This window comes from Pseudomonas sp. 28 E 9, assembly GCF_900004785.1.
Lineage (GTDB): Bacteria > Pseudomonadota > Gammaproteobacteria > Pseudomonadales > Pseudomonadaceae > Aquipseudomonas > Aquipseudomonas orientalis_A.
The window spans coordinates 402,183-426,431 of sequence record NZ_CVTK01000050.1; the positions used below are offsets into that span (position 1 = coordinate 402,183).

The 24,249-nt window shown below is 60.7% G+C and carries 20 protein-coding genes and 1 tRNA gene; 9 read left to right on the forward strand and 12 right to left on the reverse strand.

The features are described 5' to 3' along the window. The first annotated feature begins 332 nt into the window (after positions 1–332). From BFQ00_RS18075 to BFQ00_RS18090, 4 genes are all read left to right on the forward strand, one after another. Positions 333–2,138, forward strand: a complete 1,806-nt coding sequence (locus BFQ00_RS18075) for a phenylacyl-CoA dehydrogenase (protein ID WP_065934292.1) — start codon at positions 333–335, stop codon at positions 2,136–2,138. A 205-nt stretch (positions 2,139–2,343) separates the two neighbouring features. Next, on the forward strand, positions 2,344–3,633 hold the full coding sequence (locus BFQ00_RS18080; protein ID WP_065934293.1) for a GGDEF domain-containing protein: 1,290 nt from the start codon (positions 2,344–2,346) through the stop codon (positions 3,631–3,633). A gap of 90 nt (positions 3,634–3,723) precedes the next feature. Next, the gene (locus BFQ00_RS18085; RefSeq protein WP_065934294.1) at positions 3,724–5,493 is read left to right on the forward strand and encodes an acyl-CoA dehydrogenase C-terminal domain-containing protein; all 1,770 of its coding nucleotides are present in this window, start codon (positions 3,724–3,726) and stop codon (positions 5,491–5,493) included. 145 nt (positions 5,494–5,638) lie between these two features. Further along, on the forward strand, positions 5,639–7,417 hold the full coding sequence (locus tag BFQ00_RS18090) for an acyl-CoA dehydrogenase C-terminal domain-containing protein (RefSeq protein ID WP_065934295.1): 1,779 nt from the start codon (positions 5,639–5,641) through the stop codon (positions 7,415–7,417). A gap of 226 nt (positions 7,418–7,643) precedes the next feature. Here the strand turns inward: BFQ00_RS18090 and BFQ00_RS18095 are convergent, their stop codons facing one another. Further along, on the reverse strand, positions 7,644–8,543 hold the full coding sequence (locus BFQ00_RS18095) for a LysR family transcriptional regulator (RefSeq protein WP_065885481.1): 900 nt from the start codon (positions 8,541–8,543) through the stop codon (positions 7,644–7,646). A gap of 209 nt (positions 8,544–8,752) precedes the next feature. Between BFQ00_RS18095 and BFQ00_RS18100 the strand changes: the two genes are divergently transcribed. From BFQ00_RS18100 to BFQ00_RS18115, 4 genes are all read left to right on the forward strand, one after another. Next, entirely contained in the window at positions 8,753–10,015 is a 1,263-nt protein-coding gene (locus tag BFQ00_RS18100) for an aspartate aminotransferase family protein (protein WP_065934296.1), read from the forward strand. Between the two features lie 223 nt (positions 10,016–10,238). Then, entirely contained in the window at positions 10,239–10,604 is a 366-nt protein-coding gene (locus tag BFQ00_RS18105; RefSeq protein WP_065885483.1) for a type II toxin-antitoxin system RelE/ParE family toxin, read from the forward strand. Further along, complete coding sequence (locus BFQ00_RS18110) at positions 10,588–10,908, forward strand: helix-turn-helix domain-containing protein (RefSeq protein WP_065885484.1); 321 nt, start codon at positions 10,588–10,590, stop codon at positions 10,906–10,908. The genes BFQ00_RS18105 and BFQ00_RS18110 overlap by 17 nt, the downstream gene beginning before the upstream one ends. A gap of 92 nt (positions 10,909–11,000) precedes the next feature. Continuing rightward, entirely contained in the window at positions 11,001–11,159 is a 159-nt protein-coding gene (locus BFQ00_RS18115; RefSeq protein ID WP_003194776.1) for a YqaE/Pmp3 family membrane protein, read from the forward strand. A gap of 5 nt (positions 11,160–11,164) precedes the next feature. On the opposite strand, the gene pqqE is transcribed toward BFQ00_RS18115, so the two are convergent. The 9 genes from pqqE to BFQ00_RS18160 form a co-directional block, all read right to left on the reverse strand. Continuing rightward, positions 11,165–12,346: a pyrroloquinoline quinone biosynthesis protein PqqE gene (gene pqqE, locus BFQ00_RS18120; protein ID WP_065894145.1), complete on the reverse strand. Its 1,182-nt coding sequence runs from the start codon at positions 12,344–12,346 to the stop codon at positions 11,165–11,167. Continuing rightward, the gene (gene pqqD, locus BFQ00_RS18125; RefSeq protein WP_065885486.1) at positions 12,288–12,563 is read right to left on the reverse strand and encodes a pyrroloquinoline quinone biosynthesis peptide chaperone PqqD; all 276 of its coding nucleotides are present in this window, start codon (positions 12,561–12,563) and stop codon (positions 12,288–12,290) included. Before pqqD ends, pqqE begins: the two co-directional genes overlap by 59 nt. Further along, entirely contained in the window at positions 12,560–13,312 is a 753-nt protein-coding gene (gene pqqC / locus BFQ00_RS18130) for a pyrroloquinoline-quinone synthase PqqC (protein WP_065885487.1), read from the reverse strand. The genes pqqD and pqqC overlap by 4 nt, the downstream gene beginning before the upstream one ends. Before the next feature lie 10 nt (positions 13,313–13,322). Further along, on the reverse strand, positions 13,323–14,234 hold the full coding sequence (gene pqqB, locus BFQ00_RS18135) for a pyrroloquinoline quinone biosynthesis protein PqqB (RefSeq protein ID WP_065934297.1): 912 nt from the start codon (positions 14,232–14,234) through the stop codon (positions 13,323–13,325). Between the two features lie 70 nt (positions 14,235–14,304). Further along, positions 14,305–14,379, reverse strand: a complete 75-nt coding sequence (pqqA, locus tag BFQ00_RS18140; protein WP_003194766.1) for a pyrroloquinoline quinone precursor peptide PqqA — start codon at positions 14,377–14,379, stop codon at positions 14,305–14,307. A 159-nt stretch (positions 14,380–14,538) separates the two neighbouring features. Beyond that, a complete protein-coding gene (pqqF, locus tag BFQ00_RS18145; RefSeq protein WP_065934298.1) occupies positions 14,539–16,914 on the reverse strand; it encodes a pyrroloquinoline quinone biosynthesis protein PqqF in 2,376 nt (791 codons plus the stop codon). A gap of 48 nt (positions 16,915–16,962) precedes the next feature. Next, positions 16,963–17,757 (reverse strand): carbon-nitrogen hydrolase family protein, encoded by a 795-nt coding sequence (locus tag BFQ00_RS18150; RefSeq protein WP_065934299.1) that lies wholly within the window; start codon positions 17,755–17,757, stop codon positions 16,963–16,965. Positions 17,758–17,767: 10 nt separating this feature from the next. Continuing rightward, entirely contained in the window at positions 17,768–19,450 is a 1,683-nt protein-coding gene (locus BFQ00_RS18155; RefSeq protein WP_065934333.1) for a flavin monoamine oxidase family protein, read from the reverse strand. A 167-nt stretch (positions 19,451–19,617) separates the two neighbouring features. Next, positions 19,618–20,064, reverse strand: a complete 447-nt coding sequence (locus tag BFQ00_RS18160; RefSeq protein WP_065885491.1) for an Lrp/AsnC family transcriptional regulator — start codon at positions 20,062–20,064, stop codon at positions 19,618–19,620. A gap of 263 nt (positions 20,065–20,327) precedes the next feature. On the opposite strand from BFQ00_RS18160, the gene BFQ00_RS18165 reads away from it, so the two are divergent. Beyond that, positions 20,328–20,576 carry a CsbD family protein gene (locus tag BFQ00_RS18165; protein ID WP_065885492.1) on the forward strand — a complete coding sequence of 83 codons (249 nt, stop codon included), beginning with the start codon at positions 20,328–20,330 and terminating at the stop codon, positions 20,574–20,576. A gap of 139 nt (positions 20,577–20,715) precedes the next feature. On the opposite strand, the gene BFQ00_RS18170 is transcribed toward BFQ00_RS18165, so the two are convergent. Further along, positions 20,716–20,792, reverse strand: a tRNA-Ile gene (locus tag BFQ00_RS18170). A gap of 17 nt (positions 20,793–20,809) precedes the next feature. Then, positions 20,810–24,181: a bifunctional diguanylate cyclase/phosphodiesterase gene (locus tag BFQ00_RS18175; protein WP_065934300.1), complete on the reverse strand. Its 3,372-nt coding sequence runs from the start codon at positions 24,179–24,181 to the stop codon at positions 20,810–20,812. Positions 24,182–24,249: the final 68 nt, after the last annotated feature.

The following is a 24,249-nucleotide window of genomic DNA, read 5'->3' on the forward strand; positions in this document are numbered from 1 at the left end:
TGTAAAAGCGGAACCCTAAGTGGCCGTGACCTAAATAACGGATATGTACTCGGTCTGATCCAAGATACTGGCCAGCCCTGAGGCCGCCATCGGGGGCAAGCCCCCTCCCACATTTGTTTTGTGCCCTCTCGCTTAACTCCTACACTCCCTAATCATGTGGCATCACGCCACGGGCTTTGCTGTGCGCGCCATTGACCCGCATCAAGACAAACGGCATCGGGCCGACGCTTGACAACCCAAGGTCGTAAACGTATGTTTCAAACACCTGTTTGACCGCCATCATCCTTTCACGCGGTTGCTCATCCCAGATACATCAGCAGAGGTTTATCGCTATGCCTGACTACAAGGCCCCCTTGCGTGATATTCGCTTCGTTCGTGACGAACTGCTCGGTTATGAAGCGCACTATCAGAGCCTGCCGGCTTGCCAGGACGCTACCCCGGACATGGTTGACGCCATTCTCGAAGAAGGCGCCAAGTTCTGTGAGCAAGTGCTGGCGCCGCTGAACCGCGTGGGTGACATCGAAGGGTGTACCTGGAGCGAGTCAGGCGTTAAAACCCCTGCCGGTTTCAAAGAAGCCTACAAACAGTTCGTCGAAGGCGGCTGGCCAAGCCTGGCCCATGACGTGGAGCACGGTGGCCAAGGCCTGCCGGAGTCCCTGGGCCTTGCCGTGAGTGAAATGGTCGGCGAAGCCAACTGGTCGTGGGGCATGTACCCAGGCCTGTCCCACGGCGCGATGAACACTATTTCCGAGCACGGCACGCCGGAGCAGCAAGAGGCCTACCTGACCAAGCTGGTGTCGGGCGAGTGGACCGGCACCATGTGCCTGACCGAGCCGCACTGCGGCACCGACCTGGGCATGCTGCGCACCAAGGCCGAGCCTCAGGCTGACGGTTCCTACAAAGTCTCCGGCACCAAGATCTTCATCTCGGCCGGTGAGCACGACATGGCCGACAACATCGTCCACATCGTACTGGCGCGCCTGCCGGATGCACCGGCAGGTACCAAGGGTATCTCGCTGTTTATCGTGCCCAAATTCCTGCCCAACGCCGATGGCTCGATCGGTGAGCGCAACGCGGTGACCTGTGGCTCCTTGGAGCACAAGATGGGCATCCACGGCAACGCCACCTGCGTGATGAACTTCGACGCAGCCACCGGTTACCTGATCGGCCCGGCGAACAAAGGCCTGAACTGCATGTTCACCTTCATGAACACCGCTCGCCTGGGGACCGCGCTGCAAGGCCTGGCCCACGCCGAGATCGGTTTCCAGGGTGGCCTGAAATATGCGCGTGACCGCCTGCAAATGCGTTCCCTGACCGGCCCGAAAGCGCCGGAAAAAGCCGCCGACCCGATCATCGTGCACCCTGACGTGCGCCGCATGCTGCTGACCATGAAAGCCTTCGCCGAAGGCAACCGTGCGATGGTGTACTTCACCGCCAAGCAAGTGGACATCGTCAAGTACGGCACCGATGACGAAGCCAAGAAACAGGCCGATGGCCTGCTGGCCTTCATGACCCCGATCGCCAAGGCGTTCATGACCGAAGTCGGTTTCGAGTCCGCCAACCACGGCGTGCAGATCTACGGCGGTCACGGCTTCATCGCCGAGTGGGGCATGGAGCAGAACGTTCGCGACAGCCGCATTTCGATGCTGTACGAAGGCACCACCGGTATCCAGGCCCTCGACCTGCTCGGCCGTAAAGTGTTGATGACCCAGGGCGAAGCGCTCAAGGGTTTCACCAAGATCGTGCACAAGTTCTGCCAGGCCAACGAAGGCAACGAAGCCGTCAAGGAATTCGTTGCACCGCTGGCGGCGCTGAACAAAGAGTGGGGCGAGTTGACCATGAAGGTCGGCATGGCCGCGATGAAAGACCGTGAAGAAGTCGGTGCCGCCTCGGTGGACTACCTGATGTATTCCGGTTATGCCTGCCTGGCTTACTTCTGGGCCGACATGGCGCGCCTGGCTGCCGAGAAACTGGCCGCCGGCACCAGCGAAGAGGCGTTCTACACCGCCAAGCTGCAGACCGCGCGCTTCTACTTCCAGCGCATCCTGCCGCGTACCCGCACCCATGTAGCGACCATGCTGTCGGGCGCCAGTAACCTGATGGACATGAAAGAAGAAGACTTCGGCCTGGCTTACTAAGCCGCACCGCGGCTTTTTTTGAAAACCGCCGCTTCCTTCGGGACGCGGCGGTTTTTTTGGTGTTTAAAAAACCTAATGCCGTGCTCAGGGATTGCCGACGGCTGCCGTTACAGTGATGGCAATATGATACAGGTCGGACGGGTTGTGTTTAACTGCCTGCGTAGAAGCACCATGCCATTACTTTTTGCGGGTCGGAGTTCTACCCTTGTTACGCGTGTCCGCTGTGCGGTTCAGTCATTTCCTACCCTCGTTGCTGCTGTTGATGGCTGGGCTCTCGGCTGCTTATCTCAAGGACCTCAACGTTTTCTTCACCTCGCTGTTCAACGTGCTGCCGACCCTGGTGCTGTTGCTCGGCGGAGCGTACTGCGCGGTGTATCGGCGCCAGCGTGAATTGTTCCTGATGATCACGGTGTACGTCGTTTATTTCCTGCTGGACACCCAGACCGATTTCTACCGCGACAATGGCCGCGTGCGCGAAGACGCCGCCGTCGTGTTTCACCTGTGCTGCCTGCTGCTGCCCTTGCTGTTCAGCGTGTACGCGCTGTGGCAGGAAAAGACTCACCTGTTCCGTGACTTCGTCGCACGTTGCGCGGTGCTATTGGCCGTCGGCAGCCTGGCGCTGGCGCTGGAGCAACGTTACCCACAGGGCGTGCTGGACTGGTTGGCCGAGATTCGCTGGCCGGCGCTGCATGGCGCGTGGATGAGCCTGATCCAGCTTTCATACCCGATGTTTCTGATTGGCTTTATCACCCTGGCCGCCCAGTACTGGTATCAGCCGCGCCCGCTGCACGCTGCGCAACTGGTGGGGTTGCTGGGGCTGTTCTGGATGCTGCCGCAAACCTTCATCCTGCCGTTTACGCTCAACATCATGTGCAGCCAGGTGATGCTGATGATCGCTGCCGGTGTGGCGCATGAGGCGTATCAAATGGCCTTTCGCGATGAGCTGACCGGCTTGCCGGGCCGCCGCGCCCTGAACGAACGCATGCAGCGGCTGGGGCGCAATTATGTGTTGGCGATGAGCGATGTGGACCACTTCAAGCGTTTCAACGATACCCACGGCCATGACGTGGGCGACCAGGTGTTGCGCCTGGTGGCGAGCAAACTGTCCAAGGTCAGCGGCGGCGGGCGCGCCTACCGTTACGGCGGTGAAGAGTTCGCCGTGGTGTTTGCCGGCAAGAGCCTGGATGAATGCCTGCCGCACCTGGAGGCCATCCGCGAAAGCATAGCCACCTATGCGATCAAGTTGCGCAACCCGGACCGCCCCAACGACGACCATCAAGGGCGCCAGCGTCGGGCCGCCAGTGGTGCGTCCAGTGTGTCGGTGACGGTCAGCATCGGCGTGGCCGAGCGTCAGGCCGAGCAGCGTAGTCCTGAAGAAGTACTCAAGTGCGCCGATCAGGCGCTCTATGCCGCCAAGGGCGCCGGGCGCAATTGCGTGATCGCGGCCGGGCAGAACCGTCGCGGCGCCGTGCGCATGGAAAACGCTGCCGGTTGAGTAATGGCGCTGTATTCAGCAGCGCTACAGTGATTGTTCGCGGCGTTGGCCGGCAGTAGGTTGAGTCCATCTGCCGCCGGAGACATCGCCATGCCTGAGTACAAAGCTCCCCTGCGCGACATGCGCTTTCTGATCGATAACGTGTTCGATTTCCATGGTCACTACGCGGCCCTGGGCGCGACGGACGCCAGCCCCGACATGGTCAGTGCAATTCTGGAAGAAGGCGCGAAGTTCTGCGAAAACGTCCTCGCGCCGCTCAATCGCAGCGGCGACGAGGAGGGCTGCCATTTCGACAATGGCGTCGTGACCACGCCCAAGGGCTTCAAGCAAGCCTTCGCCCAGTACGTGGAAGGCGGCTGGCACGGCGTGGCAGCGGACCCGGCCTACGGCGGCCAGGGGTTGCCGCAGTCCCTCGGGCTGGTGCTGAGCGAGATGATCGGCTCCAGCAATACGTCCTGGGGCATGTACCCGGGCCTGACTCACGGCGCAATGTCGGCGATCCACGCCCACGGCACCGACGAACAGAAAGCCACGTACCTGCACAAACTCACCGCCGGCGAGTGGACTGGCACCATGTGCCTGACCGAAGCCCATTGCGGCACCGACCTGGGTTTGATCAAGACTCGCGCCGTTCCCCAGGCCGATGGCAGTTATGCGCTCACCGGCAGCAAGATATTCATCTCCGCCGGTGAGCACGACATGAGTGCCAATATCATCCATCTGGTGCTGGCCAAGCTGCCGGATGCACCGGCGGGGACCAAAGGCATTTCGTTGTTCATCGTGCCCAAGTTTCATGCCGATTCCGGCGAACGCAACGCCGTGCAGTGCGGCTCCATCGAACACAAGATGGGCATCAAGGCCTCGGCCACCTGTGTGCTGAACTTCGACGGCGCCAGGGGTTTCCTGATTGGCGAAGCCAACAAAGGCCTCAACTGCATGTTCACCATGATGAACCACGCACGCCTGGGCACCGGGATGCAGGGGCTGTGCAATGGCGAGGCAAGCTTTCAGGGCGCGATCAAATATGCCGGGGAGCGCCTGCAAATGCGCTCGCTGACCGGCGCCAAGGCCCCGGACAAACCCGCCGACCCGATCATCGTGCATGCCGATGTACGTCGCATGTTGCTGACCATGAAAGCCTTCAACGAAGGCAATCGTGCGCTGACCTACTTCACCGCCCAGTTACTCGACACCGCGCACTTGAGCCGCGACGCCGGCCAGCGCGAGGAGGCCGAGAACCTGTTGGCCTTCCTCACGCCGATCTGTAAAGCCTTCATGACCGAAACCGGGCTGGAGGTGACCAACCACGGTATGCAGGTGTTCGGCGGCCATGGCTATATTCGCGAGTGGGGCATGGAGCAACTGGCGCGTGATGCGCGGATTGCGCCGATCTACGAAGGCACCAACGGCATCCAGGCCCTCGATCTGCTGGGGCGCAAAGTGCTGGGCAGCCAGGGCAAGTTGCTGCGCGGCTTTACCCGAATCGTGCATAAGTTCTGCGCCGCCCATGCCGAGCATGCGCAACTCAAGGCCCATGTCGAACAGCTCAACCAGTTGAACCAGCAATGGGGCGAGCTGACGCTGAAGGTCGGTACGGCGGCGATGAGCAATCCCGACGAAGTGGGAGCGGCGGCCATGGACTACCTGATGTACAGCGGCTACATCATCCTCGCCTACCTGTGGTTGCGCATGGCGATTGCGGCGCAGGCGCACGACGACCCAGGGTTTGCCCAGGCCAAGCAGGCCACGTGTGACTTTTATTTCAAGCGCCTGTTACCGCGCACCACGATGCACAGGGCTGCCGTGGAGGCGGGCAGCGAATGCCTGATGAGCCTGCCGGCGCAGGCATTTGCATTGTAAACGTGCGTCAACAGCCTGGTTCGTGACTTACAAATACTTGTCGGTCACGAACGGACCCTATGTGTCTTAAACGTTGTTCGGGTACACTCGGAGCCTGTAAAACCGATCCTATCGAATCACTTTTCACGTTCTCACGAGGTTTGCCATGGCTGATTACAAAGCGCCGTTGCGTGATATGCGCTTCGTCCTCAACGAAGTTTTTGACGTCGCCACCACCTGGGCGCAGTTGCCTGCCCTGGCAGACACGGTTGACGCCGAAACCGTTGAAGCCATCCTCGAAGAGGCCGGCAAGGTCACCGCCAAGTCCATCGCGCCGTTAAGCCGTGGAGGCGATGAGCAAGGCTGCCGTTGGGTGGACAGTGTCGTCAGCACGCCGGACGGTTTCCCACAGGCTTACGCGACCTATGCCGAAGGCGGCTGGGTGGGCGTCGGCGGCGACCCGGCGTATGGCGGCATGGGCATGCCCAAGGCGGTGTCGGCGCAGGTCGAGGAAATGATCAATTCGTCCAGCCTGGCGTTCGGCCTGTACCCGATGTTGACCTCGGGCGCTTGCGTGTCGATCAATACCCACGCCAGCGAGGAACTCAAGGCCACCTACCTGCCGAAGATGTATTCCGGCGAATGGGCCGGTTCCATGTGCCTGACCGAAGCCCATGCCGGTACCGACCTGGGCATGATTCGCACCAAGGCCGAGCCGCAGCCGGATGGTTCCTACAAAGTCAGTGGCACCAAGATTTTCATTACCGGCGGTGAACACGACCTGACCGAAAACATCATCCACCTGGTGTTGGCCAAGCTTCCTGATGCACCGGCGGGGCCCAAGGGCATCTCGCTGTTCCTGGTCCCCAAGTTCATGGTGAACGCCGACGGCAGCCTCGGTGCCCGCAACCCGGTGACCTGCGGCTCGATCGAACACAAGATGGGCATCCAGGCCTCCGCGACGTGCGTGATGAACTTCGACGAAGCCGTCGGCTACCTCGTCGGTGAGCCCAACCGTGGCCTGGCGGCGATGTTCACCATGATGAACTACGAGCGCCTGGGGGTGGGTATCCAGGGCCTGGCTTCCGGCGAGCGCTCCTATCAGAACGCGATTGAATATGCCCGCGATCGGGTGCAGAGCCGTTCGCCATTGGGCGCCCAAGCCAAGGATAAACCGGCCGATCCGATCATCGTGCACCCGGACGTGCGCCGCATGCTGCTGACCATGAAAGCGGCGAACGAGGGCGGTCGTGCGTTCTCCACCTATGTGGCCACGCAGTTGGACATCGCCAAGTTCAGCGAAGACGCTGCTGCCCGTGAGCGCGCCGACAACCTGGTGGCGCTGCTGACGCCGGTCGCCAAGGCGTTTCTCAGCGACCTGGGCCTGGAAACCACCGTGCTCGGCCAGCAAGTGTTCGGTGGCCACGGCTACATTCGCGAGTGGGGTCAGGAGCAATTGGTGCGTGACGTGCGCATTACCCAGATCTACGAAGGCACCAATGGTATCCAGGCACTGGATTTGATGGGGCGCAAGATTGTCGGCAGCGGCGGTGCGTTCTACACCTTGTTCGCCGATGAGATCCGCCAGTTCATCGCCAGTGCCGGCGCGCAACTGGGCGAGTTCACCCGCCCGCTCGGCGCGGCGGTGGACAGCCTGGATGAATTGACCGCCTGGGTGCTGGACCGTGCCAAAACCAATCCGAATGAAATCGGCGCGGCATCGGTGGAATACCTGCACGCGTTTGGTTACATGGCGTATGCCTATATGTGGGCACGCATGGCCAAGGCCGCGTTGGGCAAAGAGACCGAAGACGATTTCTATGCCAGCAAGCTGGGCACGGCGCGCTTTTACTTTGCGCGCCTGTTGCCGCGTATTCATTCGTTGAGCGCGTCGGTGAAAGCCGGTAGCGAGTCGCTGTTCCTGATGGATGAAGCACTGTTCTAGGGGCGAAGCGTGCGTGTAAGCAATCTCTTACATGACGTGCTGCTAATCGTCCTCTATCGCCAAATTGGATCCACGGATAATCTACTTCACATGGACGTCGCGCAGGAAGCGCAAAGCAACAACACGGACACGTAGGATTCTGCCAGGATGGCGGAGTGAAATGGATGTCAGGGAAACAGTCTGCAAAGCCCCGCTTCGGCGGGGTTTTCTTTTGCCCGCGAAAAAGTCAGGCGCCTGCCTGCGGGGCATTCATCACGTCTTCGAGCAACGTGCGCAGCAACGCCACCGTCGCTTGCTGGCGCTGCACGTCACGGCACACCAAACCGACTTTCAACGGCACCCTGGGTTCGCTCAAGGGTTTCCATAGCAGCGACTGGCTGTTGTGTTCGTCCTGGGAACGCCCCGGCAACACAGTGGCCAACTGCGTATGAGGCAGGCTGTCGAGAATCCCCGCCATGGTATTGAGCTCGGCCTGCACCTGCGGGCGTCGGCCCAGGTTGGCCAACTGACCCTGCCAGATCTGCCGTACCTGGAATTCCTCCCCCAGCAGCAACATCGGCAACTCCGCTGCCTGTTTCAGCGAGACCTTCTTGAATTCCCGCAAGGGATGTTGCTCAGGGATGACCACCTTCAATTCATCCTCGTACAACAACACGCCATGCAGGCCCGGTTGGCGAGGTGGCAGGTAGCTGATGCCGATGTCCAGCGAGCCGTTGAGCAGCCGCCGCTCGATCTCAAGCCCGGTCAATTCGTAGATCTGCACAACCAGGTGGGGTTGGGCCTTGCGCACCCGCTCGAGCATTTGCGGCACCAGGCTGGTGTGCACGGTTTGCAGCACACCGATGGCCAAGGTGCGCATCGCCTGGCCCTTGAAGTTACGCAACGCCTCCACGGCCTGCTGCATGCCGTCGATCAGGGGCAAGGCGTGGTTGTACAGCGTGTGTGCGGCGAGTGTGGGGAGCAGGCGCTTGCTGCTGCGTTCGAACAGGCTCACGTCGAGGTTCTGCTCCAGTTGGCGAACCTGCTGCGACAAGGCCGGCTGGGAGATCGACAGACGCTCTGCGGCACGCCCTACGTGGCCTTCCTCATACACCGCGACGAAATAACGCAGTTGCTTGAAATCCATAAGATTTGCTTATCGAAAAAGCTGGAAAATCGAAATGGCCGTTGGCCTCCGAGCGGCCTAGTCTAGCGCCTATTCGCAGGGCTTACAGGGCCGAATCGGGCAATGACTCACGTTTTTGGTAATGGCGTTTACATAGGCAAGACAAAACACCGCGTCGCGCTGTTGGTACCCGACACCTACCCAGGTGCGGTTGCTATCGGGGCTGAACTGTGAACCTGTTCCGGCGCCCGGTGCCCAGTCTTGACGACCTGGTACTTCATGCTCCGCCTGATGATTTTTCCAGCCAATGCCTGATGCCCACTGTCGCGCGTCCCTGCGAGGTGTTCGTCCAGGGTCACGGCGCCTGGCTTTCGGACAGTAACGGCCGTGCCTACCTGGATTTCAGCCAGGGCGGCGGCGCCAACAGCCTCGGCCACAGCCCACAAGCGGTGCGCGACGCCATCACCGAACAGATGCAAACCGTGATCAACCCGGGCATGGGCTTGTACAACCGGGCGCAGCTCGACCTGGTTGATCGCCTGTGCCATCACACCGGCAGCGATCAGGCCTACCTGCTCAACAGCGGTGCCCAGGCCTGCGAAGCCGCAATCAAACTGGCGCGCAAATGGGGCCAACTGCATCGCGGCGGCGCTTATCACATCATTACGGTGAGCAACGGCTGCCACGGCCAGAGTTTCGCCGCGATGTCGGCTTCGGCCGTTGCCTGGGAAAACCGTTTCGAGCCGCAATTGCCGGGTTTCAGTCATGTACCTTTCAACGATCTGCCGGCTCTGCACGCCGCCGTCGATGCGCATACCGTCGCCATCATGCTGGAGCCGATCCAAAGCGCCGCCGGTGTCATCCCTGCGACCGAACACTACCTCAAGGGCGTCGAACGTCTGTGCCGCGAACTGGGCATCCTGCTGATTCTCGATGAAGTGCAAACCGGGATCGGCCGCTGCGGCAGTCTGCTCGCCGAGCAGCAATATGGCATTCGCGCCGACATCATTACCATTGGCAAAGGCCTGGGCGGTGGCGTGCCGCTGGCGGCGTTGCTGGCACGTGGCACCGCCTGTTGCTTCGAAACGGGCGAGCTGGACGGTACCCATCACGGCAATGCGCTGATGGCCGCAGCGGGGATCGCGGTGCTCGATGCCGTGTTGACCGACGGCTTTCTCGAACACGTACGCGAATCCGGCCTCTACCTGGCAGAAGGCCTTGCCCGCCTGGCCTACCGTTACGAGCATGGGCAACTGCGCGGCAACGGACTGATATGGGGCCTGACGCTGTCGGACGATTGCGCGGCTGCGGTGGTAAAGGCCGCGCTGCACGAAGGCCTGATCCTCACGGCTGCGCAGCCGGATTGTCTGCGTTTCACCCCCGCCCTGAACATCAGCAAGAACCACATTGACGAAATGCTCCTGCGCCTGGCCCGTGCCTTCTCTCGGGTACGCACCGCCCAACTGCAATGCCGCAAGGGCATTGCCGTCTAACCCCATTTCCTGAACCGTCTCGCGGGATACGCGGCGCTTCCAGCCTGATTCTTTTGGCTGGGGGCGTTTTTTTGCGTGCGTAATTTTTGGACTGAAAAGGTTGCTTGTGCGTCGTCGGAAACAATGGCTTTTTAGCGGGCTTCGGCAAGGAATGTCGATGGGGGCGCCCAACGCCCTCTTCTAATCTATACCACTGAGTGGTATGTTTTCGAGAAGGATTTTCATGAAGCTCAGATTGTTCAAAACTCGGAATTTTGCGAAAGCAGCCAGCAAAGCTTGGATAAGCGATTCTGAGCTAAAAGAAGCATTCAGCGATTTACTGAACGGGCAGGCTGAAAATTTGGGCGGCGGCGTTTGGAAGAAGCGGCTGAACCAAAATCGCCATCGCTCCATTGTCCTGGCTAAAGGCAGGCACTACTGGGTCTACCAATTGCTGTTCGCCAAGCAGAGTCAGAGCAATATCAGTCAGCGTGAACTGGATGGCTTTCGGTTGCTGGCCAAGCTCTACGAAGACTTAAACCATGTCCAGATTCAGCAATTGCTGGATTTAAAAGAGTTTGTGGAGATACATCATGACCAGGAAATATAAAAGTGAAGCGCTTGAGTCTATTCACCAGTCCGCCGAAGCGCTTTATACAATTGGCGCCATCAGCAAAACCACGCTTCGTGAGTTCGACGAAACGTGTCTGGCAACGGTGCCTGCACATATGCCAGCCGAGCAGATCAAACACTTGCGTGAAAGCAGCCACGTCAGCCAGCCCGTGTTCGCGCGCTACCTGAACACCAGCGCATCGACTGTTAAGCAGTGGGAGTCTGGCGAAAAACAACCCAGCGGCATGGCGCTCAAGTTGTTGAGCATTGTTCAAAAGCATGGCCTGCAGATTCTGGCATGAGATGGCCCAATGCCAGAAACCACTGAACCCTCACGAAGCGCCAATGTCGATTAGCTACACGGCTCACACGAGCCGATTTTTGGAGCTGACCCATGGACATCATTCGTATCATCATCGCCATTCTGCTGCCGCCACTGGGTGTGTTCCTGCAAGTAGGATTTGGCGGCGCATTCTGGCTGAACATCCTGCTGACCCTGTGCGGTTACTTCCCCGGTATCATTCACGCCGTGTACATCATCGCCAAGCGCTGAGACCCTCAGCCTTTCGCGATGAGGCGTGAATTGCGCTCATTGCGAAACGCCAGCTGTTCAATGGTCTGGGTGGCATGTTCGGCCTCTTCCCGCGCTTGCAGGATTATGCCGTGCTGCTCGGACTTGCTGCACACCGGGTCTGCGTTACTCGCATCCCCGGTGAGCATGAAAGCCTGGCAGCGGCAGCCGCCGAAATCCTTTTCCTTCTCATCGCATGAACGGCACGGTTCGGGCATCCAGTCGTAGCCGCGAAAGCGGTTGAAACCGAACGAGTCGTACCAGATGTGCTGCATGCTGTGGTCGCGCACATTGGGAAACTGCACCGGCATCTGTCGGGCGCCATGACAGGGCAGGGCGGTACCGTCCGGCGTGACTGTCAGGAAAATACTGCCCCAGCCATTCATGCAGGCTTTCGGGCGTTCTTCGTAGTAATCCGGCGTGACAAAAATCAACTTGCACGGGTGGCCTTCGGCTTCGAGCCTGGCGCGGTATTCGTTGGTGATGCGTTCGGCGCGCACCAGTTGTTCCCGGGTCGGCAATAACCCCACACGGTTGAGCTGTGCCCAGCCGTAGAACTGGCAGGTGGCAAGCTCGACAAAGTCCGCCTCGAGCGCGATACACAGCTCGATAATGCGGTCGATCTTGTCGATGTTATGCCGGTGGGTGACGAAGTTCAGCACCATCGGATAACCGTGGGCTTTCACCGCGCGGGCCATTTCGAGTTTTTGCGCGAAGGCTTTCTTCGAACCGGCCAGCAGGTTGTTGACCTGTTCGTCGCTGGCCTGGAAGCTGATCTGGATATGGTCCAGGCCGGCCTTTTTGAAGTCGCTGATCTTCTGTTCGGTCAGGCCGATGCCGGAGGTGATCAGGTTGGTGTAGAAACCCAACTTGCGCGCCTCGCCGATAAGCTCGGCCAGGTCCTGGCGCACCAGCGGTTCACCGCCGGAAAACCCAAGCTGCGCGGCGCCCATCTCGCGGGCCTCGCGAAATACCTTGATCCACTGTTCGGTGCTCAGCTCCTTGCCCTGCTCGGCAAAATCCAGCGGGTTGGAACAGTACGGGCACTGCAGCGGGCAGCGATAAGTCAGCTCGGCGAGCAGCCAGAGCGGCAGGCCGATAGCGGGTTTTTCAGGCAAGGGTGATCCAGTGCTCGGCACGGGCGACCTCCATGAATTGCTCGATGTCATCACCGAGTTCCGGCACGCCGGGGAATTGCTGGTCCAGCTCGGCGATGATGGCGGCCACGTCGCGCTCGCCGTCAATCAGTCCACCAATCAGCGCGGCGCTGTCGTTGAGCTTGATCATGCCTTCCGGGTAGAGCAGCACATGGCCTTTCTGTGCGGGCTCGTACTGATAGCGATAGCCTGGGCGCCAAGTCGGTTTTTTGCTGCGATCAAAACTCATAGGGTGATCCCTTTATGCCAGACCCGCTCTGCGGTCACGCTGTGGTATGGCGGGCGGTTCAGTTCGTAGGCCATGCTCATGGCGTCGAGCATGCTCCACAGGATGTCCAGTTTGAACTGGAGAATTTCCAGCATGCGCTCCTGGCCTTCACGGGTGGTGTAGTGCTGCAGGGTGATCGCCAACCCGTGTTCCACGTCGCGACGGGCCTGGCCCAGCCGGGTGCGGAAGTATTCATAGCCGGCCGGGTCGATCCACGGGTAATGCTGCGGCCAGCTGTCGAGGCGCGACTGGTGGATCTGCGGCGCGAACAGTTCGGTCAACGAGCTGCTGGCGGCCTCTTGCCAGCTGGCGCGGCGGGCGAAGTTGACGTAGGCATCTACCGCAAAGCGTACGCCGGGCAGCACCAGTTCCTGGGAGCGCAGTTGGTCGGGATCGAGGCCGACGGCCTGGCCCAGGCGCAGCCAGGCTTCGATGCCGCCGTCTTCTCCGGGCGCGCCATCGTGATCGAGCAGGCGCTGGATCCATTCACGGCGGATTTCCCGGTCCGGGCAATTGGCCAGGATCGCGGCGTCCTTCAGGGGAATGTTCACCTGATAGTAGAAGCGGTTGGCGACCCAGCCCTGGATCTGTTCGCGGGTGGCGCGGCCGTCGTACATCGCCACATGGTACGGGTGGTGGATGTGGTAGAAGGCGCCTTTGGCGCGCAGGGCCTGTTCGAATGCTTCAGGGGTCATCGGTGTATCAGTCATCTGAGGTCTCCTACAACTCAATGCTCATGCCGTCGTAGGCTACTTCGACATTGCGCCGCACCAGCTCGGCTCGCTCGGGGGAGTCTTCATCGAGGATCGGGTTGGTGTTGTTGATGTGGATAAGCACTTTGCGCTGCTTTGGCAACTGCTCCAGCACTTCGAGCATACCGCCAGGACCGTTCTGCGCCAGGTGGCCCATTTCGCGGCCGGTGCGAGTGCCGACGCCACGGCGCTGCATTTCGTCGTCGTCCCACATCGTGCCGTCTACCAGCAGGCAGTCGCTGCCGGCCATGATCTCCAGCAGCGGCGCGTCGACCTTGCCCAGGCCTGGGGCGTAGAACAGTTTGCCGCCGGTGCGCAGGTCTTCGACGATCAGGCCGATGTTATCGCCCGGGTGCGGGTCGAAGCGATGCGGCGAATAAGGCGGCGCCGCGCTGCGCAGCGGCAGCGGGGTGAAGCGCAGGTTGGGGCACGCGTTGATGGTGAAGCTGGCGTCCAGCTCGATACGGTTCCAGGCCAGGCCGCCGTTCCAGTGGGTGAGCATGGTGAACAGCGGGAAGCCGGTACTCAGGTCTTCATGGACCATATCGGTGCACCACACCTGATGCGGGCAACCCTCGCGCAGGCTCAGCAGGCCGGTGGTGTGGTCTATCTGGCTGTCCATCAGGATGATCGCGCCGATGCCGGTGTCACGCAGGGCGCGGCCCGGTTGCATCGGCGCAAAGCCCTGCAACTGCGCGCGGATATCCGGCGACGCATTGCACAGCACCCAGTTCACACCATCGCCGGAAATCGCAATGGACGACTGGGTACGCGCCTGGGCCCGCAGGCTGCCATCACGAAAACCTGCGCAGTTCACGCAGTTGCAGTTCCACTGCGGGAAGCCACCGCCGGCGGCGGAACCTAGAATCTGGACAAACATGGTCGCTCCATCAGCAAAGCTCAAAACAAAAACGCCCCGGGCGAACCGAGGCGTTGTAGTACCCAGCGAATTAACGGCTGGCGAAGTACATGGTGACTTCGAAACCGATGCGCAGATCGGTGTAGGCAGGTTTGGACCAGGTCATATTCATACTCCTATCAAGGGATGGGGATGTTCACTACCAAGTAGTACATATAGTCCACCTCCCATGGGAGATGTTCAGATATTGCGTGTGAATATTACGCAATTCTTTTCGAGTTAGCGCTGTCTTGAAAGAAAAAGCCTGTTGCAGGGTTGGCAACGATCAATCGGCCGAGTGCCACGCCCCTTGGGCGCACGGCCCGTTGGCGAGGCAACGCCAGCCGCCTGTGGCGTCGTTCAACTGTTGAGCGGCGCGCTGTACATCTTCCCGTGAGCGGGTTTGTATCAAATCTTGTAATTGCTCCAGGTAGTCCGATGGGCGGCCCGCCAGGTGCGCGTGCCACAGCAAGTCGGCGGCTTGAGTCATGGGCAGTGACTGGACCGTGAATTGCTGCGCCAGCGCCTCGTTACCCATGTCGGTGCTGCGCTCGATCAATGACGGCAGGTGTGCCAGAAAGGTCTGCACCTGTTCGACGATTTCATCCAGGGAAGCGCTGGGGGACTGCACGCCGAACAGCAGGCCGGTTTGCCCATTGAGCTGTCGGATGCCGCTGAAAACCGCGTAGCCGATTTGTAGTTCAACGCGCAGGCGCTGATAGAACGGCCCTTGAAGCAGATGACCGAGCAAGCGCCAGACGGCTTCATCGCCCAGGGCCTGGGTGGGTGTCGGGCAGAACAGCAACAGCGCTGCTTCGCCGGAATCGGTGTTTATCTCGTGCCAGAGACGCTGGTCCTGGAGATTTTCAGGCGGATACTGAAGCGGTGCAGGCTGCCCAGGCAGTCGTGCCGAGGCGGTCTTGATGGCCGCTTCACAGGCTGCCGGTAAACCTGCGCCCAGCCCATGCCAACGCGCGGTGGCCCATGGGTCTGGCGTCGCCTGCGGCGTTGGCTGAACACCGGCACAGCAACCGGGCAATGCCTTGAGCAGTTCGCGGATGGCGATCATCGGTGCCGAGGGCGGTGGCGGCAGATGTTCATCGGCAGTGGCCAAGCAGTGCGCCAGCGCTTCGAGCACGGCGGGCATGGGTTCGTGGACGCCAAGCATTTTTACCTGCCAGTCATTGGCGATGGTTTCGAAACACAACTCGACACCCGCCTGAGCGGCACGCTCGCGCAGCGGCTGCAACTGGTTTTCCAGACCGGCAGGCACGCCGCAGTCAAATCGCCAGCGCAGGTACAGCGCGCCTTCGTCAGTGTCATTGGCCAAGGCCTGGCTGAAGGTCAGCGCCGACAGGTCCCGTCGTCCCCGTGAGCGATCCTGGGCGAATGTGCGCAAGCCACGGTGGGCGCTGGTTTGGCCGCGAATCAAGCCGGCTCGCTCTGCTCTGACGGGTGGGCGCAGAAACGGGTTATTCGGTGGAAGCTGCCACCCGCGCGTGGCAGGCGGCAGGTGCAAGGCGTCGAGCATGGCCCTGAGGGCTGCGAGGCCTTGCTCCGATAACTCTTCGGTGTCGTTGCGTGCCAGCGCCAGAGCGCCCTGGACCTGCTGCTGGCGCGCAGTGAGCAAGGCGAACTCCTCGCGTAACGGCGCCCAGTCGCTGTGTGCGAAAAAACTCAGCCAGTCGTACAACAGCGCCTCGATCTGTGTGGTCGAGTCGCTTTGGCTGTCGAGGGTAAAGTCGATATCCAGCACGGCCTGTCCGGCAAAGTGATACGGCACCGAGGCGTGCACTGCCGTTGCCAGGCGTCGATCCTTGAGTTGAGCGAGCAAGCCGCCCGGCGCCGCACTGTTGAGCCAGGTGCAGAGAAACGCCAGCGCTTCGCGCGGTGCATCACAGGTGATGACATGGTGCAGATGATGATCGGCAGCGTGCTGATAGCCCCGCGCTTGCCCGGCCATCAGCGCCGGTGGCGCGGCCTGGGGATGCAGCGGGCCAGGGCTCAACTGCGTACTGAATCGCTGCGCCAGCGCTTCCAGGTGTTCCTGGGATTGCGGGCCGGCCAGGCTCAATGTCATCTGCCCGCTCTGATAGAAGCGCTGATGAAATTCGCGCAGCGCCTGCTGAAAGGCCTCACGTTCCACTGGCAGGCTGTCGCGATTGCCCGCGTGAAAGCCGCGTAGCGGATGATCAGCGGCCAGGCCCTTCAGCAAGGCTACCTGTTGCTGCGCCTTGGCATCCCGAGACCAGGCCACGAACTCCGCATGCAGCACTTCGCGCTCGCGCAGTTGGTCGTCAATGGCCAGGCGAGGGTACGTCAGCATGTCGGCCAAGCGCACCAGCCCTTCGTCGAAGGTCGACACCGGCAGCTCGAAAAAAAACTCGGTGACGCGCTCCCGGGTGCTGGCATTCACTTGCCCGCCATGACGCTGCACGTAGGCCATCAGCCCTTCGCCTGTAGGAAAACGCTCAGTTCCCAGAAACAACAAGTGCTCCAGAAAATGCGCGAGCCCCGGCCATGCCAACGGCGCGTCATGACTGCCCGCCGCCACGCGTAAAACGGCGGCGCAGCGCTTCAAGCGTGGCGCAGGGCGCAGGCAAAGGTGCAGGCCATTGGCCAAAGTCAGGTGCAGAGGGTGAGGGTGAACCGGCGCAGGCATGGGCACTTCCGAAACGGGGCAAGTGCCTATGCTAGCAAACCCGGTGGGTCAGGGCTTGTGCAGTGCGCCGTAAAGCTCGGGGCGACGGTCCTGCAAGTAGTGATTGGCGGCGCGGGCGTCGAGGATCGCTTGCCGCTCCAGCGTGCCGACGATCAACGTCTCATCCAGGCCCGCCTGGGCGATGCGCTGACCATCCGGCGCGGCAATGCTGCTTTGGCCGCAGTAGTGAATATCGCCCTCGTGCCCGCAGTAATTGGCGTAGGCCACGAAACACTGGTTCTCGAACGCCCGCGCCCGCACGGTGACGTCGGCGACAAAGTCGAACGGCACCATATTGGCGGTGGGCACCAGAATCAGTTCGGCACCGGCCAGGGCCAGGCGGCGCGTGTTTTCCGGGAACTCCAGGTCGTAGCAAATCAGGAAACCCAGCTTCCAGCCGTTCAATTCCACCAACGGGAAGTCGTCGTCACCGGCGCTGAACATCGAATGGTCCAGATCGCCAAACAGATGCGTCTTGCGGTAGTTGCACAAGCGTGTGCCATGGACGTCGATCAACTGCACGGCGTTGTAGACCTGGCCATCCTCGGCACGCTCCGGATAACCGTACAGGATCGCCAACCCGGCACTTTGCGCGATGTCGGCAATGGTTTGGGCAGACTCGCCATTCTGAGCCTCGGCCAAGGCGCCTGCTGCCTCGGCGCCAATGTTGTAGCCCGTCAGGAACATCTCCGGCAACACGAGCACATCGGCTCCCGCTGCTTCGTGCGCCAGTTGCCGCAGACGTGTGAGATTACCGGCGACATCCAGCGGCAGTGGCGGGCATTGGTACAGGGCGACACGCATGTCAGGCTCCTTATTCGGGCAGGGCGATGGGCCCAATCTCGTCAAACACATCGCCGGGCCCCGGGTTTTCCGGATGGGTGCCGCCGCCGAAGTGGGTCATGATGCCCCACACCGCGTTCAGCGAGGTCTGCACCGCGCCTTCAACCCAGGCCGGTGTCCAGGAAACGTCGTCGCCGGCGATAAAAATCCCACGTTGCTCGGCGGGCATATCCTTCTGCATGAAGTGCGCATACATGCGCTGGTTATACCGATAGTGGCCGGGCAACGCGCCTTTGAAGGCGCCGAGGAAATGCGGGTCGGCTTCCCAGGAGACAGTAATCGGGTCGCCGATGATGCGCGCCTTGATGTCGACTTTCGGGTAGATCTTGGCCAGCGCGTCGAGTGCCAGCTTGACCCGCTTATCGATGGGCTGGGGCAGCATTTTCAGCGCGTCGCTCATCCAGGAGTAGGACAGGCAGATCACTCCCGGCTTGTCGTCGCCGTTATCGAACAGATAGGTGCCACGGGTCAGGCGGTCGGTGAGGGTCATGCTCATCAGGTCGCGGCCGGTTTGCGGGTCTTTGTCTTTCCAGAACGGGCGGTCGACCATGACGAAGGTTTTCGACGACTGCATGTAACGCGTGCGGTCCAGGGCCATCCACATTTTTTGCGAGAACAGGGTTTCGTCGCATTCGATCTGGGTGGTCAGCAGCCAGCTCTGGCAGGTGGTCAATACGGCAGCGTACTCGCGGGTGTCACCGTAGTTGTCGGTGACGGCGAAACGACCGTCGGCGGCGTGGGCGATGCGCTTCACCCCGGCCCGTGGCGCGCCTCTGTGCAATGAGCTCAGGCTGGTGCCGGCGGGCCAGTGGGCACAGCGCTCGGGTACGTGACGCCAAATGCCCATGGGCACTTGCGCCACACCGCCGACCACCAGGTGTTGATGGTCGTCACAGTTGGTCATTACCACGCGGAAAATTTCCAGCATCGAGTTGGGGAAGTCCGAGTCCCAGCCGCCGGTGCCGAAACCGACCTGGCCGAAGACTTCGCGATGATGGAACGACAGCTTGGCGAACGCTTTGGAGGTGGCGACGAAATCGTAGAAGGTGCGGTCGTCCCACAGCGGCACCAGCTTATTCCACAGTGCCTTGAGGCGCGGCACGTCGCGGTCGCGGATCGCTTGCTGGATATCGCTGAACTGCGAACCGGCTTCCAGGGCGTCGGCCCAGGCGTCGGCCACTTCCTGGAACAGCGCAGGCAAGTCGGACAGTTTTTGCGCGTAGTGGGTCTGGCCTTCCAGATCGATGACGGTACTGCCGGATGCCGGCGTCAGCGGGTTGGGGAAGGGTTTGGTTTCCAGGCCCAGTTTGTCCACATAGTGATAGAAGGCGGTGGACGACACTGGAAAACGCATCCCACCCAACTCGGCGATAATCCCTTCGGCGCCTTCAAAAGCCTGGGAGCGCAGGCGACCGCCCATCTTCGAGGCTTCGTACACCACCGGCTTCAAGCCCAGCTTCATCAGTTCGTAGGCCGCCACCAGCCCCGCAATGCCGGCGCCCACGATCGCCACTTCAGCGCCGTGATTGGCGGCAGGAATACTGCCCAGGCCGGCGGGATGCTCGATCCAGTCATCAAAGGCAAACGGGAAATCCGGGCCGAAGATAGTGATGGGTTTCTTACCGTCGGTGGGGTGGCGATGGGGCTTGGCGATGCTGCTGGACGGAATGCTCATGGCGGACCTTACTGACGACTCGGCGGGAGAGGGCCCGTTGAGTATAGGAAAAGATGGCAGCCAGTTTAGGGAGCGTCGCGCTCGTTAATAAGACGCAATGTGTCGTCGGATTGCACTTATTTTAGTCATTATGACGAGCTGTTTGGTCAGATAGGTTGCCCGCGATCCAATTTGTTACTGAGAATGATCGAAGTCGTGGTTTTCTCCACACCATCGACACTGCCGATCTGATCGAGCAATTGATCCAGCTGCTCCGGCGACTCAGTGCGCAGCCACGCCACATAATCAAACTCACCGCTCACCGCGCACAACTGCTGGACCTGAGCCATTGCACTCAACCTGCGCAGCACTTCCTTGCCCGAGCGCGGCTGCACGGTAATCCCGACATAAGCCTGCAAACCGCCATCCGCCAAGCGCTGGCCCAGGCGCACGCCATAACCGGTAATCACCTGGGTTTTCTCCAGGCGCGCCAGGCGCGACGTCACCGTGGTACGCGCAATGCCGAGTTGCCGTGCAAGCATGGCCACGCTTTCGCGAGCGTTGAGCTGCAACGCGGCGATCAGTTGGCGATCGATTTCGTCCAGGGTGGGCAAGGGGAGAAGCTCCAGTGCGGGGGTAGTGGGCATGCATGTTACAGGCTTGGTTCGGCTTACAGAACCGCTATGCCAGACACACGAAAGCCGCGCAATGCGCGGCTTTTTTTGGCTCAAATCCCACCCTCCAACTTTTGTTTGGCCTCTCTGGCGACTTATCTACTTTGAACTTATCCCAACCCCCATCCCCCTAAAGATTTGCAGATAACCCTGGCCCAGGCAGACCCTGGGTTTCCCACTTACACGCAAAGGTTTGGTGAGTTATGAAGAGTGAACAAGTCGAAGGCGTTACAGAGAAGCTTGCCGGCAAGGCACAGAGCGCCGTGGGTAAATTGTTTGGTGATTCGAAGCTGGAAGCCGAAGGCGCTGGACGCCAAGCTGCCGGGCAACTGACTCAGACTTATGGCGATGCACTGGACAGCGTATCGACTTTCGTTAAGGAAAAACCGGTTGCCGCCATCGCGATTGGTGCAGTGGCTCTGTTGGTGCTGGATCGTTTGCTGCGCCGTTGAGGTGAGGGGAAACCTTCAACAATGAGTAAAACTCAACCGTGTGGGCGGTTTGTGGACGGAAGAGATTTTCTGGCGATTTTCAGTCAGGTTCCGTCTACTGCAGAAACGACAAAGGCCACGTAATACGTGGCCTTGAAGGTGGTGGGCCCACACGGACTTGAACCGTGGACCAAAGGATTATGAGTCCTCTGCTCTGACCAACTGAGCTATAGGCCCTTGTAACTGGACGCGGATTATAACGACGGTTTCCTCGCTGTGCCATCCGTAAAATCCCTCATCCGTGTACGAAGGAAGGTTTCGGCAAATAGCTCCGGTGGCAGGGGCAGGCTGACGATGTAGCCTTGCATCTGTTCACAGCCTTCTGCGGCGAGGAATGCTTGCTGTGCGGGGTTTTCCACGCCTTCGGCGATGATGGTGAATTGCATGCTGTGGCCGAGGGCGATGATGGCGCGCACGATGGCGGCGTCGTGGGGGTCGTCGGGCAGGCCGCGGACGAAGGATTGGTCGATCTTGAGGAAGTCCAGCGGCAGGCGCTTGAGGTAGCTGAGGGACGAATAGCCGGTGCCGAAATCATCGATTGCCAGTTGTACGCCCAGTCTTTTGAGCTGGTGCAGCACCGCCAGTGCTTCTTCCGCCTGGCTCATGATGAAGTTTTCGGTGATCTCCAGTTGCAGGCAGCCGGGTTCCAGGCGGTAATCGCGCAGCAGTTGTTCGATGCGCGACAGCAGGTTGGGGTGGCGTAGCTGCGCGCCGGCGAGGTTGACGGACAGCGGCCCGAAGTCCTCGAAAGCGCCTTGCCAGGCGTGCAGCTGTCGACAGGCCTGTTCCAGTACCCAATCGCCAATTTGCAAAATAGTGCCGTTCTCTTCGGCCAGGGCGATGAAGTGTTCGGGCGGGACGTCGCCGAAGGTGGGGTGGTGCCAGCGAATCAAGGCTTCGGCGCCGATCAGTTCGCGGGTGATCAGGCTGCGTTTGGGTTGGTAATACAGGCTCAATTCGTCACGTTCGATGGCGCGGCGCAGCTCGTGCTCCAGCGCCACGCGTTCATTGGCCTGGGCCGTCAGGTCGCGGGTGTAGCTTTCAACGCGGTTGCGGCCCTTGGCTTTGGAGCGGTACATCGCGGCGTCGGCGTTTTTGACCAGGGTGGCGACGTCGGTGCCGTCCTGTGGGTACAGGCTGGTACCGATACTCGCGCTGATAAAGAACTCGTGTTCGCCGGCCTGGAAGGGCGGTGTGAAGCAATCGAGCAGTTTGTTTGCCAGGTATTGCGCGTCACTGGCCTGTTGCAGGCCGGGCAGCAGGATGATGAATTCATCGCCGCCCAGGCGGGCGACGGTGTCGATATCGCGCAGTTGATCCTTGAGGCGTACGGCGATGTCTTTGAGCAGCAGGTCACCGACCGGGTGGCCCAAGCTGTCATTGATGTGTTTGAAACGGTCCAGGTCGAGAAACAGCACGGCACCTTGATTCCCGCTTTCCTGCTGGCCATTGAGGGCGGCTTGCAGTCGGCTTTCAAACAGCGTGCGGTTGGGCAGGCCGGTCAATGGATCGTGATGGGCCTGATAGTCGAGGCGCGCCTGGGCGAGCTTGAGGCTGGAGATGTCGGCAAATACCGCGACGAAGTGGGTGACCACCTGGTCGCTATTGCGCACCGCACTGATGGTGAGCCAGCTTGGGTAGAGCTCACCGTTCTTGCGGCGGTTGGAAATCTCGCCCTGCCAGTGTCCCTGGGTCGTCAACTGGTGCCACATTGCGGCATAGAAGGCGCTGTCGTGCAGGCCGGAGGCGAGCAGGCGCGGGGTGTGGCCAAGTGCTTCGGTTTCGCTGTAGCCCGTGATTTCGCTGAACGCGCGATTGACGGCGCTGATGTTCTGCCGCGTATCGGTGATCAAGACGCCTTCGGCGGTGCTCTCGAACACGGTGGCGGCCTGTTGCAGTTTTTCCTGCATTTGCTGGCGTTCGGTGATGTCGCGGGCGATGGTCAGCATGCAGTCTTCTTCGCCGATGGGCAGCGGGCGGCTGGACAGTTCGCAGAGGCGAATCCGGCCATCGACATGGCGAATATGGCAGATGAAGTCGCGCACGAAGCCGTCGCGCTTCATCAATTCCAGCATGTGCTTGCGCTCATTGAGATCGACCCATATGCCGAGGTCCAGGGTGGATTGATCGAGCGAGGTGGCGCTGGTGTAACCGGTCAGGTGGCTGAAGCCTTCGTTCACTTCTATCAGCAGGCCATCGCTTTGACGGCTCAGCAACAAGCCATCGGGGGAGGCATGAAACGCCTTGGCGAACTTCTGCTCGGACAGCAGCAGTGCCTCTTCCGTACGTTTGGCCTCGCTGATGTCGATCATCAGGCCGCGCAGCACCGGTTCCGGGCCGTATTTGATCAGGCTGACAATGTCGCGCACCCACAGGCAGCGGCCGTCGGCGGTGATGACACGGTAGTCGATGCTGTGATCACGGTTGGCGCGGGTTTCACGGTAGCAATAGGTTTCGGCGCGCACCAGGTCGGCGGGGTGAACGATGTTGCGCCAGAAGCCGGGGATCAGCCAGTGGGCACGGGGGTAGCCAAGCAGTTCCTCAGCATGGGGCGACACGTAGCTGTAGGTGAAATCGCTGATGCTGGCTTCCCAGGCGATGGCGGACAGGCTCTCCACCAGGCCGCGATAGTGGTACTCGCTGCTGCGCAGTTGCTGCTCAAGGGCCACTCGGCGGGAAATTTCCGAGCTGAGCCGGCGATTGATTCGAATGACTATGGCCAGCACGGTACTCAGCAGCAACACCGCAGGCAGGCCGTACATCAACAGATCTGCCCAGAACGTGCGGTGATCGCTGAAACTGCCCACCCAGTGCTGCTGGATCGCATCGGTTTCGGTTGGGCTGAGATCGGCGAGGACCTTGTCCAGGATGCCCACCAGTATTTTTTCATCCCGTGGCACGCCCATTGCCAACTGATAGCGGTAGGGCGTTTCGCCGCTGACGTACAAACCATCGAGTTTCAGTTGGCGCAGGCTCCAGACGCTGGACGCCAGGTCACTGACTACCGCATCCACTTCATCGATGGCCAGGGCCTGCAGCGTGGAGGTGACGTTAGGCATCGCGACGAGATTGAGGTCCGGGTGGTGGGTGCGCAGTAATTCATGGGGCGCGTAGTTTTCCACCACGGCGATTTTCAGTCCGTACAAGTCCTTGAGGCTGCGTGGTTTCGCGCCGCCTTCATGGGCCAGTATCACGATGGGAAAGTCGATATATGGGCGCGTGAAGGCCAGGAAGCTCTGGCGTTCCGGGGTGGACATGACGCCGGGTAGCAGATCGAGCTGATTGTTGCGCGCTTGTTCGAGCACGGCGGTCCAATTCGCCGGCTCGATCAACTTGACCCTGATGCCCAGGCGATCCTGGATCAGGCGTACATAATCGGCGGCCAGGCCCTGGTAGCGGCCATTTTCATCACGGTATTCAAAGGGTGGCCATGACGCATCCACCCCAAGGCGCAGCTCCTGATGGTCCGTCAGCCAGCTACGCTCATCATCAGTGAGAGTCATCGCGCCAGCCGTTGCGGTCCAGGTCAGCAGCGACAGCAGTATCACGGTCGGCAATCTGGGCATAACGGTCTCGTTATGGCACGGGGAATGTCTCGAGTGTAGACGGGCATTGCGAGGGCGGGGCGTTGCGA